This window comes from Bradyrhizobium sp. AT1 (assembly GCF_001590795.1).
Taxonomy (GTDB): Bacteria; Pseudomonadota; Alphaproteobacteria; order Rhizobiales; family Xanthobacteraceae; genus Bradyrhizobium.
This window is the reverse complement of the sequence record NZ_JXDL01000001.1, coordinates 3,256,630-3,269,988: the sequence shown is the minus strand read 5'-3', so window position 1 is coordinate 3,269,988 and position 13,359 is coordinate 3,256,630. Positions and strand designations below refer to the sequence as shown.

The window sequence follows — 13,359 nt, the reverse complement described above, 5'->3', positions numbered from 1 at the left end:
CGACTCCAGTGTAACGCCGCCGGATGCCTCCAGCTTGAGGCGCCCGTCGTTGATCCGCACCGCCTCGCGCAGCGTTGCTAGGTCCATGTTGTCGAGCAGCACGGCGTCGGCCAGCCCGGTAGCGAGCACCTCGCGCAGTTGTGCCAACGTATCGACCTCGATCTCGATCTTGACGAGATGGCCGGCATGGCTGCGGGCGCGCTCCAGCACCGCGGCGACGCCGCCGGCAACCGCGATGTGGTTGTCCTTGATCAGGATCGCATCGTCGAGGCCAAAGCGGTGGTTGAAGCCGCCGCCGCAGCGCACCGCGTATTTCTCCAGCGCGCGCAACCCCGGCGTGGTCTTGCGCGTGCAGCAGATGCGCATCCTCGTGCCTTCAGTGCGCGCGACGTACTCGGCCGTCAACGTCGCGACGCCCGAAAGGCGGCCGACGAAGTTCAGCGCGGTTCGCTCCGCGGTGAGGATGGCGCGCGCCGAGCCCGAGATCGTCAGCACCAGCTGCCCGCGAGCGACGCGCGCGGCGTCACGGACATGCGCGCGGACCTCGATGTCGGACGAGAGTCTTTGCAATGTCGCCAGCGCCAGCGGCAGCCCGGCGATCACGCCGGACTGGCGCGCGACCAGCACAGCTTGCGCCTTGGTCGCTTCCGGGATCGTCGCAAGCGAGGTGATGTCGCCGGCGCGGCCGAGGTCCTCGTCGAGCGCGCGCTGCACGGCTTCGTCGATGGCGAGCGGCGAGAGGAAGGCGTCGGGGTTGAGCAGTGAGGTCGGGTTCATCAGAGGCTTCCTTCAGGCAATCATGGGCTGGACGGTGCGCGGCAGGGGCTGCTCGCTCAGGCTTTCGGCGATCGCGCGCGCCGCGGCGAGATTGGTCATCGTTCGCTGCGCCAGCGCAGGCACATCCGTCGGATGGTCGATGCGGAAATGCGCGCCGCGGCTTTCGCGCCGGCTCCACGCCGAGGCTGCGACGAGCAGGGCTGATGTCGCCATGTTGCGCAGCGCGGTGCTGGCTGCCTCGCGTTCGAGCGTGGCGATGTGGCGCACGGCTTCCGCAAGGCCGGGATCGTCGCGGACCACGCCGACATGCGCGCTCATCATCGCTCGCAGCCGCTGCACCGCCGCGGCATCCGGCGTGCCGCTGCGCGACGCGGCCGGTGCGTCGGGAAGGCGGGCAGGCGAGGGGAGCGTACGGCCGGCGATGTCCTCCGCGATGCGCGCGGCGTAGACCACGGCCTCGAGCAGCGAATTCGAGGCCAGCCGGTTGGCGCCGTGTGCGCCGGTCGACGACACCTCGCCGCCGGCCCAGAGCCCGTCGATCGAGCTGCGGCCGCGCCCGTCCACAGCGATGCCGCCCATGTGGTAGTGCGCGGCGGGCGCAATCGGGATGATTTGTGTGGTGGGATCGATACCGGCGGCAATGCAGCTCGCATGCACGGTCGGAAATCTGTCGGCGAAGCGCGCGCCAAGCGCCGCCCGCGCATCGAGGAAGGCGCCGCGCCCGGCCGCGATCTCGGCGAACACGCCGCGGGCCACGATGTCGCGCGGCGCGAGCTCGGCGAGCGGATGATGCGCCGCCATGAAGCGCTCGCCGTTGCCGTTGACGAGCGTCGCGCCTTCGCCGCGCAGCGCCTCGGTGGCGAGCGGTGCCGGATCGCGTCCAATCCTGATGGCGGTCGGGTGGAACTGGACGAATTCGGGATCGGCGATCACGGCACCCGCACGGGCGGCGATGGCCAGACCGGAGCCGCCGGCCTCGCGCGGATTGGTGGTGACGGCATAGAGATGTCCGATGCCGCCGGTTGCGAGCACCACCGCGCGCGCGGCAAGCATCACGGGCTTGGCCGCGCAATTGAGGGCCTCGCGCAATTGAAGTCCGGTGACGGCGCCATCCTCGGTCAACAAAGCCTCTGCGACAAAACCTTCGATCAGCCGGATCGACGGCGTGCGGCGGACAGTCTCGCTCAGCGCCGCGATGATCGCCGCGCCCGCGCCGTCGCCGCGCACATGCACGATGCGCCGGGCGGAATGCGCGGCTTCGCGGCCGACGGCGAGCCTGCCTTCGAGGTCGCGATCGAACGGCACGCCGTAAGCGAGCAGGTCGTGGATGCGAGGCGCGGCTTCGCGCGCGATGCCGAGCGCCACCGCCTCGTCCACGAGGCCGCCGCCGACCGCGATCGTGTCAGCAGCATGCGCTTCCGGCGTGTCGCCCTCGGCCACGGCCGCGGCGATGCCGCCCTGCGCCCACGCCGAGGATGCGCCCTGTCCGAGCGGCGCGGCCGAGATCAAGGTCACCGGTCGCGGCGCGAGTTTTAGCGCGCAGAACAATCCGGCAAGGCCGCCGCCGACGATGACGACGTCGGTGTCGCGGGTGAGGGTGTGGATGTTGTTGGTCATGACTCTCTCCATTCACTCCGCCGTCGTCCCTGCGAACGCAGGGACTCATACGCCGCGGCGGAAGTTGTCTTGCGAAGCTGCTCAACGCTGTTCTTCGCCAAACATCTTCCTGTGGTTATGGGGCCCTGCGTTCGCAGGGACGACGGCGGTGTGTGTTGTTACGGGTTGCCTTCAATTCTTCAGATTGATCATCCGCTCGACCGAGCGCCTTGCGCGATCCGCAAGCGTGGGATCGATCGTCACCTCCTCACGGAGCGTCAGCAGGCTTTCCAAAATGTTGGCGAGCGTGATGCGCTTCATATGCGGGCAGAGATTGCAGGGGCGCAGCATCTCGACGTCGGGCAGCTCGGCCCGCACATTGTCGGCCATCGAGCATTCCGTGATCATCACCAGCCGCCGCGGCCGCCGCTCACGCACCCAATTGATCATGTGCGCGGTCGACCCCGTGAAGTCGGCTTCCGCCAGCACGTCCGGCGGGCATTCGGGATGCGCGATGATCTGCACCGATGGATCGGCCTCGCGGAAGGCGCGCAGCTCTTCGCCCTTGAAGCGCTCGTGCACCTCGCAGGCGCCCTTCCAGGCGATGATCTTCACGTCGGTCTTCGAGGCGACGTAAGTTGCGAGATAACGATCGGGCAGGAAGATCACGCTTCGCGTGCCCAGGCTCTCGACCACCTGCACCGCGTTCGAGGAGGTGCAGCAGATGTCGACCTCGGCCTTCACCTCGGCGGAGGTGTTGACATAGGCAACGACAGGTACGCCCGGAAATTTTTCGCGGAGCAGGCGGACGTCGGCGCCCGTGATGCTGGCGGCGAGCGAGCAGCCAGCGCGCGAGTCCGGGATCAGCACCGTCTTGTCCGGGTTGAGCAGCTTCGAGGTCTCCGCCATGAAGTGCACGCCGCACTGGACGATGATGCCGGCCTTCACCTTGGTGGCTTCGACGGCGAGCTGGAGCGAGTCGCCGCCGATATCGGCGACACAGTGGAAGATCTCGGGCGCCTGGTAATTGTGCGCGAGGATCACCGCGCCGCGCGCGCGCTTCAGCTCGTTGATCGCCAGGATCGTCGGCGCCATCAGCGGCCACTCGATCGGCGGGATCACGTGCTTCACACGCTCGTAGAGCGGCGCGGTGGCGCGCGCGACCTCCGGCGTCCATGCCAGCGAGGGCGTCGGCAGCGTGGGTCCCGTTCGTGCCGGTGCGGCACGGGGGGAGGCGGTAGCTTGGCCTTGGTGCTGGCCCTGGGGCCGGTTGGCAAAGTCGTCGGGGCCGTAAATTCCAGCGATCGGCATTGAAGCCTCCCTTGCATATCAATTATACTCACATTGAGTATATCTAGGACCTGAATCATCCGGCGCGGGGTCAGCGCGGACTTCATCCGAGGTCTAATATACTCAATGTGAGCAAATCAAAGATAACACGCTCTGAGCGGGATCGCCAGATCCTGCCGCACACATTTCCGTCAAGCCCGGGCCTGACGCGCCAGGAGAGGCCACATTGAAACGCAATGCTCCCGCGGCAGCTCCCCGTGGAATGCAATCGTTTTTGACTTGGGATCTTCATGCAAGTGCATTAAGTGCCATGTTCGCGACCGCTGCTTTGCGAGTCCGCCAAAGACAGACGAGGAACACCCATGTCGACATCAGCGGGCGAACTTGCTCCTCCCTCACGTTCCTCCAACTGGCGCACGCCGGCCGTCATCATTCTCTGCGGTTGTGCGATCGGCATGCTCGGCTTCGGTCCGCGCTCGGCGCTGGGCTTCTTCGTGCAGCCGATGAGTCACGAATTCTCCTGGGGCCGCGACGTGTTCGGCCTCGCGATTGCCGTGCAGAATCTGTTGTGGGGCCTGGGCCAGCCGTTCGCCGGCGCGGTCGCCGATCGGTTCGGCCTGTTCCGGGTGATGTGCGTCGGCGCTCTGCTCTATGCCGGCGGCCTCTTGTTGATGCGCTACTCCTCGACGCCGGTGTCGCTCAACATCGGCGCCGGCGTCATGGTCGGTTTTGGCCTTGCCGGCTGCTCGTTCAATCTGGTGCTGTCGGCGTTCACCAAGCTGCTGCCGGCCGAGAAGCGCGGCCTCGCGCTCGGTGCCGGCACGGCGGCGGGATCGTTCGGGCAGTTCCTGTTCGCGCCGATCGGCGTTGCCTTGATCGACAATTTCGGCTGGCAGCAGGCGCTTTCGGTGTTCGGCTTCCTGATGCTGCTGATCATCCCGCTGGCGCTGGCGCTCTCGACGCCGCCGGTCGCACAGTCGGCGAACGCGACGCCGGCGGATGATCAGACCATCACCAAGGCGCTCGCCGAAGCCTTCGGCCACCGCTCCTACGTGCTGCTGGTGCTCGGCTTCTTCACCTGCGGCTTCCAGCTCGCCTTCATTACCGTGCATCTGCCGGCCTTCCTGGTCGATCGCGGTATCTCCGCGCAAACCGGAGGCTGGGTGATCGCGGCGATCGGCCTGTTCAACATCATCGGCTCGCTCAGCGTCGGCTATCTCCAGAACAGTGTGCCCAAGCGCTACATCCTTTCCGTCATCTATTTCACGCGTGCGCTTGCGACTCTCGCCTTCATCTCGTTCCCGATCACGCCGTTCTCCGCGATCGCATTCGGTGCGGTCTCCGGCCTGACCTGGCTGTCGACGGTGCCGCCGACCTCGGCGCTGGTGGCGCTGATGTTCGGCACGCGCTGGCTCGCGACGCTCTATGGTTTCGCCTTCGTCAGCCATCAGGTCGGCGGCTTCCTCGGCGTCTGGCTCGGGGGCATCGTCTTCGAGCGCTTCGGTTCCTACACGCCGATCTGGTGGCTCTCGATCCTGTTCGGCGTGCTCTCGGCGCTGATCAATCTTCCGATCGTGGAGAAACCCGTCGCACGGGCGGTTGCGCAGCCGGCCTGATCGGCTAAACATCCACGACAAACAAGTTGAGGGAGTTCAGTCGTGGCCACATTCAAGGCGATCCGGATCGACAAGGCGGACAAGGGCACCAATGCCGCGCTGACGCAGTTCGACGAAGCCGAGCTGATGGACGGCGACGTCACCGTCCGCGTCGAATGGTCGACGCTGAACTACAAGGACGGCCTTGCGCTCACCGGCAAGGCGCCGGTGGTGCGTCGCTTTCCGATGATCGCCGGCATCGACTTCGCCGGTACGGTCGAGGCGTCCTCGCATCCGCAGTGGAAGGCGGGCGACAAGGTCGTCTGCACCGGCTGGGGCATGGGCGAGACCCATCTCGGCGCCTATGCCGAGAAGGCGCGGGTGAAGGGCGACTGGCTGGTTGCCTTGCCGCAAGGCCTGTCGGCGCGCGATGCCATGGCGATCGGCACCGCCGGCTTCACCGCGATGCTCTCGGTGCTGGCCCTGGAGAAGCACGGCCTGTCGCCCAAGAGCGGCCCGGTGGTGGTGACCGGTGCCGCCGGCGGCGTCGGATCGGTTGCGACCGCGGTGCTGTCGAAGCTCGGCTACCACGTCATCGCCTCGACCGGCCGCGCCGCGGAAGCGGACTACCTGAAACACATCGGCGCCGCCGAAATCATCGATCGCAACGAATTGTCGGGGGCGGCCAAGCCGATCGCCAAAGAGCGCTGGGCGGGCGGCGTGGACAGCGTCGGATCGACCACGCTGGCGAATCTGCTGTCGATGACCAAGTACGGCGGAGCGATCGCGGCCTGTGGCCTCGCCGGCGGCCTGGACCTGCCGTCTTCTGTCGCCCCCTTCATTTTGCGCGGGGTGTGCCTTCTCGGCATCGATTCCGTGATGTGCCCGATTGAGCCGAGGAAAGCTGCCTGGCAGCGTCTGGCGTCCGATCTCGACCGAGCCAAACTAACTGAAATTACTCATGAAATTTCGCTGGACGACGTTCCCCAATGGGGCGCGAAAATCCTCGCCGGCGAGGTGCGCGGCCGCATCGTGGTAAAAATCGCTTAACGACGTTTAGACTTTACCAACCAAGCTGCTTCAATGTCGCCATGGTTAGTATGGTAAGCAGCGGGTAAAGAGATAAGGCATCGCCCGCTGCGGGGTTGGGTTCGGAGTTGAGCATGCTTGCGCGTATTGTGTTGGGGGCTGTCACGGCGGCAGCAACGTTTGCGCCGGCCATCGCCGGAAGCATGAACGCCGACGAGGCGCGTCGATTCGTGGCCGGCAAAGTGTTTGCCTTCACCTGTTTCGACGGCACCCGCGGCGCAGGTCGCATCCTGGACGATCTCGGCGCCGCCGGTGCGGTGCAGTTCTCAGGCGCGGGCCCCGTCAAGCACCTCCGCCTGCCCGGCAATACGCTCCAGATCCGCGGCCAGAACGTCTGCGCCTCGATCAAGGGCATTCCGTTCGAGCCCTGTTTCAACCTGGAAAAGACCGACGATCGTAGCTTCCGCGGCTCGGTGTCGGGCATGGGCTTCGCCTATTGCGACTTCCATCACCAGGGCGGCAACCAGATGCTGATGGCGCGCGCTGCGGCGCGGCCACGCTCGCTGCACAGGTCGGAGCACACCGGTTCGGTCGGCCCGGCCAACACCGAAGTCGCCGCGCGCGTGGAAACGCCGCGTGTCGAGAGCAGCCGGCTCGAGCCGGTCAAGGCGGAAGTCAGGTCCGAGCCCGCCAAGAACGAAGGTCCGCTGGAGCTGCGCCGTTCGACTCAGTGAGATGGCCCTGCGGGACTGTCTGTACGCTTTAGTCGTTGAAGACGTTGATCAAACATGAAGCCGGCGCGCCGTAATCATACGGACGGCGGCTTTCATGCGTTGGTAGCAGTTCGCGTCCCAGTTTACGTCCGGCCGGGGGGTGCGGCCCTACACAAGGGTTCAACGATGTCGCTGTACTTCTTCCGCATCAGCACCGGTCGCTATTCCGGCGCCGCCGACCAGCCGTACGAGTTCGAGGATCGCGCAGCCGCCTGGACCGAGATGACCGAGGTCTGTGCCAACCTGCTCGGCGGCATCGCGCGCAGCCTGAAGCCGAATGCCGAGTGGTGCATGGAGCTGCTCGACGAGAACAAGAAGCCGGTCTTTCGCATCAGCCTCCTCGGCGAGAGCGTACGCTGACGATCGCCGATCGTGCGACCGGCGTTGGCGGACGCCGATACCTGTAAATTCGCGAAATCCAATTTCATCACACGTGAAACGTGCGAGAAGCCCGAGGGTTTGGGCGGTTCTTCCCGTATTTCTACTGAAGCCGCCGAGGTGCTGCTTAACGTTAATGAGGAATCTCGTTGTTAACCTCCCGCCGTTGTTCACGCGCTTCGCCGCGGCAAATGCGTACCCTTGGGGGATATTTTGATGATGTTCATTCAGAACCTGCGAATCGGCACCAAGCTCGCCGTCACTTCGGCGCTGACCATCGGGCTCGTCGCGCTCATGATCTTTCTGCAGATGAGCGGAGATGCCGATGTCCAGAAGCTCGGCAATGCCGCGTCGGGACAGCAGGCAATTGCGCTAAACGCCGCGGAAGCGAAGGCGTCGGTGCGGGGCATGCAGATCGGCATTCGCGATATTCTGACGTCGTCCTCTCCGGTCGAGATGCAGAAGGCGGTCACCTATTTCAACGACCGGCAGACAGCGGCGCTGAAGTTCTCCGGTGAGATGGCCAAGCTGTCGCGCTCGCCGGAGAACCGCAAGCGCATCGATCGTCTGACCGTGCTGATCGGCGAGTTCGGCAAGGGCCAGCAACAGATCGAAGCCATCCGCAAGCAGGAGCTCGCGCTGGAAGGGAAGAAGGACGGCGAGACGGCGGCGCAGCTTGCCAAGCTCGTGAGCGACGTCGATCGCTTCCGCAAGGGTACGCTGGCGCCGATCAATGAAGAGATCAACCAGCTGGCCAACCAGATCACCGATTTCGCCAAGCAGAGAAGTGTTGAGGCGCGCGCCGAAGCGGAAGCCGAGGCCGCCTCTGTTGCCCGGACGTCGCTTGTCACCGGCGTGCTGGTCGCGCTCGTCCTGATCGGTGCCTGCATCTTCTCCGTGTTCAGCATCGCGCGGCCCATGCGCGCGTTGACGGCAGCGATGGAGAAGCTCGCGGGCGGAGATTTCTCCGTGGTGCTGCCGGGCCTTGGCCGCAAGGACGAGGTCGGCGAGGTCGCCGGTGCCGTCGAAAAATTCAAGGTGGTGTCCGAGCAGAAGGCGCGCGAGGAAGCGGAAGCCAAGGTGCGGGAGGATCGGGTCGCGGCCGAGCAGCGCAAGGCAGAGATGCGCAAGCTCGCGGACACTTTCGAGTCGGCGGTCGGCCAGATCGTGGGCACGGTGTCCGCGGCCTCGACAGAGCTCGAGGCATCCGCCACCACGCTGACCTCGACCGCAGAGCGCACGCAGGAACTCACCACCATGGTTGCTGCCGCCTCCGAGGAGGCGTCCACCAATGTGCAGTCGGTGGCGTCGGCGACCGAGGAGCTGTCATCGTCGATCACGGAGATCAGCCGCCAGGTGCAGGAATCCGCCCGCGTCGCCAGCGAGGCGGTGAGCCAGGCCCGCACCACGACCGACCGTGTCGGAGAGCTTTCCGCCGCCGCGGCGCGCATCGGCGACGTGGTCGAACTGATCAACACCATCGCCGGCCAGACCAATCTGCTGGCGCTCAATGCAACCATCGAGGCCGCGCGTGCCGGTGAAGCCGGCCGCGGCTTTGCCGTCGTCGCCTCCGAGGTCAAGGCGCTCGCCGAGCAGACTGCGAAGGCGACCGGCGAGATCGGCCAGCAGATCGCCAGCATCCAGACCGCCACCGAGCATTCGGTCGGCGCGATCAAGGACATCAGCGACACCATCGAGAAGCTGTCGGAGATCTCTTCGACCATTGCGGCCGCGGTGGAAGAGCAAGGCGCCGCGACGCAGGAGATTTCCCGCAACGTGCAGCAGGCGGCGGAAGGCACCCATCAGGTGTCCTCCAACATCACCGACGTGCAGCGCGGCGCGAGCGAGACAGGCTCGGCGTCTTCGCAGGTGCTGTCGGCCGCGCAGATGCTGTCGGGCGACAGCAATCGCCTCAAGCTCGAGGTCGGGAAGTTCCTCGAGACGGTGCGCGCAGCCTGACGGCGGCGTTCTTCGGTGGATAGATCTGCAACCGCCCGCGTGAAGATGCGGCGGTTGCGCGCGTTCTCATGTCGACGCCGCGACGCGTGCGAGCCGAGTTAACCTTCCGGAAAATCGACGCAGTCATGATGCCCGCAATATTCCGGGCGCTGAGTCGTCCTTCGCATTGCGTTTCAATCGGTGGAGCACGTCGATGAGTGGAATTTCCATTCGCCTCACACACAAGGTCATGGCGATCGGACTGTTCGGCCTCATCGGACTTGTCGCCTTCGGCTCGATCTACCAGATCGGCACTCTGTCTCAGGATATGTCTCGCGAGGCCGCAGAGGGCGCGCGCAGGCTGTCCGATCTGAACCAGCGGATCTCCCAGCAGATGCTGGATGCGCGGCGCGCCGAGAAGGATTTCCAGCTCCGGCGCGACCAGTCTTACGCCAAGCGTCACGCCGTGCTCGTTTCCGACATCACCGGCGACCTTGATCGTCTCGGCAGCGCCGCGCGGGCGGCGGGACACGCCGAAGTCGGGGAGAAGGTGTCGTTGGCACGCGCCGGCTTCGAGCGATATTCGAGTGCATTTGCGGCCGTCGAACAGGATGAGATCAAGCTTGGATTGAACGAGACACTCGGCTTGTCCGGCTCCTTGCGCACGGCGGTCCACGACATCGAGAGCAAGCTCAAGGAGGTCGACGATCCCAGGCTCACCAGCGGCATGCTGATGATGCGTCGTCACGAGAAGGACTTCATGCTGCGCCGGGACGGGAAATACCTCAATTCTCTCAAGAAGACCGCGGCGGAATTTTCCAAGCAAGTCGAAGCATCGGCCATTCTCCCGGCGATCAAGCAGGACATCGGCAAGAAGCTCGGCAAGTACGAGGCTGACTTCACGGCCTGGGTCGCCGGCGCGCAGGATCTCGCCGCGCACGGCTCGACCATGTCCAAGGAATTCCGGACGATCGAACCGGTGCTCGAAGACATCGAAAAGAACATCACTCAGCGCTACGTCGCGGCGCAGGCGGCCGAAGCGTCGACGCGTGCCTCGATCAAGCTCTGGATGTGGGTCGCGCTTGGATGCTCCATCCTGCTGGTCGGAAGCGTGTCCTTCTTCATCGGTCGCTCGATCTCGACCGCGCTGATCGCCATGGTGCGCTCGATGACCGGCTTGGCAAATGGCGACACTTCCGTCGCGATCCCCGGCCTCGGCCGCAAGGACGAGATCGGCGAGATGGCCGGCGCCGTCGCGGTGTTCAAGACCAACATGGCGGAGGCCGAGCGGCTGCGCGCGGAGCAGGCCGAAGCGGAGGCGCGTGTCCGGCAACAGCGCAAGGCCGACATGCAAGGGCTCGCCGATACGTTCGAAGGCGCGGTCAGCGAGATCATCGAGACCGTGTCGTCGGCGGCGACCGAGCTCGAGGCGTCGTCGAACACGTTGACCCAGACCGCCGAGCGCGGCAACGGGCTCGCCACTGCCGTGGCGGCGGCTTCGGAGGAGGCGTCGGCGAATGTGCAGTCGGTGTCGTCGGCGAGCGAGGAGCTGACCTCCTCGGTCTCCGAGATCAGCCGCCAGGTGCAGGAATCGGCGCGCGTCGCCGATGTCGCGGTCGAGCAGGCCCAACGCACCAATGCGCGCGTCGCCGAGCTGACGAAGGCCGCCTCCCGCATCGGCGACGTGGTCGAGCTGATCAGCACCATTGCCGCGCAGACCAACTTGCTGGCGCTCAACGCGACGATCGAGGCGGCGCGGGCGGGCGAAGCCGGCAAGGGCTTTGCCGTGGTCGCGACCGAGGTGAAGGCGCTGGCCGAGCAGACTGCGAAGGCCACGGGCGAGATCGGCCAGCACATCGGTGCGATTCAGACAGCGACGGACGAGTCTGTCGGCGCGATCAAGGAGATCGGCGATACCATCGCGAAGATGTCGGAGATCTCGTCGACCATCGCCGCGGCGGTGGAGGAACAGGGTGCCGCCACCCAGGAGATCTCCCGCAACATCCAGCACGCCGCACAAGGGACCTCCGAAGTCTCGGCGAACATCGCCGACGTCCAGCGCGGCGCCGGCGAGACCGGGGCTGCTTCGGCACAGGTGCATTCGGCCGCGCAGTCGCTGTCGCAGGAGAGCAACCGGCTCAAGAGTGAGGTCGCGCGGTTCCTGGAATCGGTGCGGGCGGCATAGCGGGGCAGGCGGACGCCGCAATATTGCACTGCACCGGGCGCAGCGGGTCGTTGCGCGGAAAATGACGGCGACGCGGGCAAGCCGTAGTTTTACGTAGGTTCCTGTTAACGCCTGTTTGCAATTATGAGCGCTAGTCTTACGGAATAAGAACCAGCCAGCATTGTTGAACTGACCTCCGCCCCGTCGTGCGTTGCGACGACCGGGCGCAGGCGATCTGCGCGTTGCTGGATACCATCGGGATTTGTCGTGATGTCGAAATTGTCCATCGTATTCAAGCTGCTGACCGTGTTGTCAGTTCTGGTTCTCTCGCTCGCCGGTGTCGGCGTGATGGCGATCGGCACGATGCAGAACATCAATTCCCACACGGTCGAGATCGCGGAGAGCTGGCTGCCGAGCGTGCGTGCGCTGGGCTCGATGCGCGCCGACATCAATGAGCTGCGCGTCGCGCTCCGACTGCACCTGATGCAGGACAGTGCCGAGGGCAAGGAGGCCGCCGAGAAGCGACTCGCAGGCTTGCGCGAAAGAATCGAGAAGACCCGCAAGGTTTACGAGCGCCTGATCAACGTGCCCGAGGAGCGCTCGCTCTACGAGCAATGGAGCAAGGCGTGGGCCGAGTACCTGAACGGCGTGCAGGAGACGATGGCGCTGTCGCGCAAGAGCGTCGGCAAGTTCCCGGTCGACGCCAACGAGATGTTGCAGACCAAGGTCGCCAAGATGGCGCAGGCCGCCGACCCGCTGCTCCAGAAGGGCATCGAGCTGAACAACAGCGGTGCCGAGCTGGAGACCAAGCAGGCGGCCGATAGTTATGCGCTGATCTTCCGCGTGCTCGTCGGCATCATCATCGCGGCCGTCCTGATCGCGATCGGCGCCGCCTATTATCTCGTGCGCGACGTTTCTCGCGGCATCGCCTCGATCATCCGCCCGATGCAGTCGCTCGGCGAGGGTGACCTCTCGGCCGAGGTGCCGCATCGCGGCGAGAAGACCGAGATCGGCTCGATGGCGGATGCGCTGCAGATCTTCAAGGAGGCGCTGATCGCCAAGAAGGCCGCCGACGAGGCCGCGGCCGCCGATGCCGAAGCCAAGATCGAGCGCGGCCGCCGCGTCGATGCGATCACCCGCAAGTTCGAAACCATGATCGGCGAGGTCGTCGGCACCGTCTCCTCGGCCTCGACCGAGCTCGAGGCGTCGGCCTCGACGCTGACCAGCACCGCGCAGCGCGGCCAGGAGCTCGCGACCGTGGTTGCGGCAGCCTCCGAGGAAGCCTCCACCAACGTCCAGGCGGTGGCCTCCGCCTCGGAAGAGCTGTCGTCCTCCATCACCGAGATCAGCCGCCGCGTGCAGGATTCGGCGCGGATGGCCGCGGAGGCCGTCGAGCAGGCGGCGCGGACCAACGAGCGCGTCAATGCGCTGTCGCAGGCGGCCTCGCGCATCGGCGACGTCGTCGAGCTCATCAACACCATCGCGGGCCAGACCAATCTGCTGGCGCTGAATGCGACAATCGAGGCGGCGCGTGCCGGCGAAGCAGGCCGCGGCTTCGCCGTCGTCGCCTCCGAGGTCAAGGCGCTGGCCGAGCAGACCGCGAAGGCGACCGGCGAGATCGGGGCGCAGGTGTCGGGCATCCAGGCCGCGACGCAGGAATCCGTCAGCGCCATCCAGGAGATCGGCGGCACCATCGAGCGGCTGTCCGAAGTGTCCTCGGCTATCGCCGCCGCCGTCGAGGAGCAGGGCGCGGCCACGCAGGAGATCTCGCGCAACGTCCAGCAGGCCTCGGTCGGCACGCAGGAGGTTTCGGCCAATA

10 protein-coding genes are annotated in these 13,359 nt (G+C 65.8%); 7 read left to right on the top strand and 3 right to left on the bottom strand.

Going from position 1 to position 13,359, the window contains the following annotated elements; translation table 11 throughout:
* The 3 genes from nadC to nadA form a co-directional block, all read right to left on the bottom strand.
* The coding region (gene nadC, locus SE92_RS15415) for a carboxylating nicotinate-nucleotide diphosphorylase (protein ID WP_063203551.1) at positions 1-780 on the bottom strand (780 nt) is incomplete at its 3' end.
* A 9-nt stretch (positions 781-789) separates the two neighbouring features.
* Entirely contained in the window at positions 790-2,394 is a 1,605-nt protein-coding gene (locus SE92_RS15410; protein ID WP_063196535.1) for an L-aspartate oxidase, read from the bottom strand.
* A 171-nt stretch (positions 2,395-2,565) separates the two neighbouring features.
* Positions 2,566-3,684, bottom strand: coding sequence for a quinolinate synthase NadA (nadA, locus tag SE92_RS15405; RefSeq protein WP_063196534.1), 1,119 nt, complete (start codon positions 3,682-3,684; stop codon positions 2,566-2,568).
* Between the two features lie 341 nt (positions 3,685-4,025).
* On the opposite strand from nadA, the gene SE92_RS15400 reads away from it, so the two are divergent.
* The 7 genes from SE92_RS15400 to SE92_RS15370 all read left to right on the top strand — a co-directional run.
* On the top strand, positions 4,026-5,279 hold the full coding sequence (locus SE92_RS15400) for an MFS transporter (RefSeq protein WP_063196533.1): 1,254 nt from the start codon (positions 4,026-4,028) through the stop codon (positions 5,277-5,279).
* A 42-nt stretch (positions 5,280-5,321) separates the two neighbouring features.
* The gene (gene acuI / locus SE92_RS15395; protein WP_063196532.1) at positions 5,322-6,308 is read left to right on the top strand and encodes an acrylyl-CoA reductase (NADPH); all 987 of its coding nucleotides are present in this window, start codon (positions 5,322-5,324) and stop codon (positions 6,306-6,308) included.
* A 113-nt stretch (positions 6,309-6,421) separates the two neighbouring features.
* Positions 6,422-7,021 carry a hypothetical protein gene (locus tag SE92_RS15390; RefSeq protein WP_063196531.1) on the top strand — a complete coding sequence of 200 codons (600 nt, stop codon included), beginning with the start codon at positions 6,422-6,424 and terminating at the stop codon, positions 7,019-7,021.
* Positions 7,022-7,186: 165 nt separating this feature from the next.
* The gene (locus tag SE92_RS15385; RefSeq protein WP_063196530.1) at positions 7,187-7,420 is read left to right on the top strand and encodes a DUF6894 family protein; all 234 of its coding nucleotides are present in this window, start codon (positions 7,187-7,189) and stop codon (positions 7,418-7,420) included.
* A gap of 234 nt (positions 7,421-7,654) precedes the next feature.
* Positions 7,655-9,397: a methyl-accepting chemotaxis protein gene (locus tag SE92_RS15380; RefSeq protein ID WP_063196529.1), complete on the top strand. Its 1,743-nt coding sequence runs from the start codon at positions 7,655-7,657 to the stop codon at positions 9,395-9,397.
* A 193-nt stretch (positions 9,398-9,590) separates the two neighbouring features.
* Complete coding sequence (locus tag SE92_RS15375) at positions 9,591-11,561, top strand: methyl-accepting chemotaxis protein (RefSeq protein ID WP_063196528.1); 1,971 nt, start codon at positions 9,591-9,593, stop codon at positions 11,559-11,561.
* A gap of 249 nt (positions 11,562-11,810) precedes the next feature.
* On the top strand, positions 11,811-13,359 hold a 1,549-nt coding region (locus tag SE92_RS15370; protein WP_063196527.1), incomplete at its 3' end, for a methyl-accepting chemotaxis protein.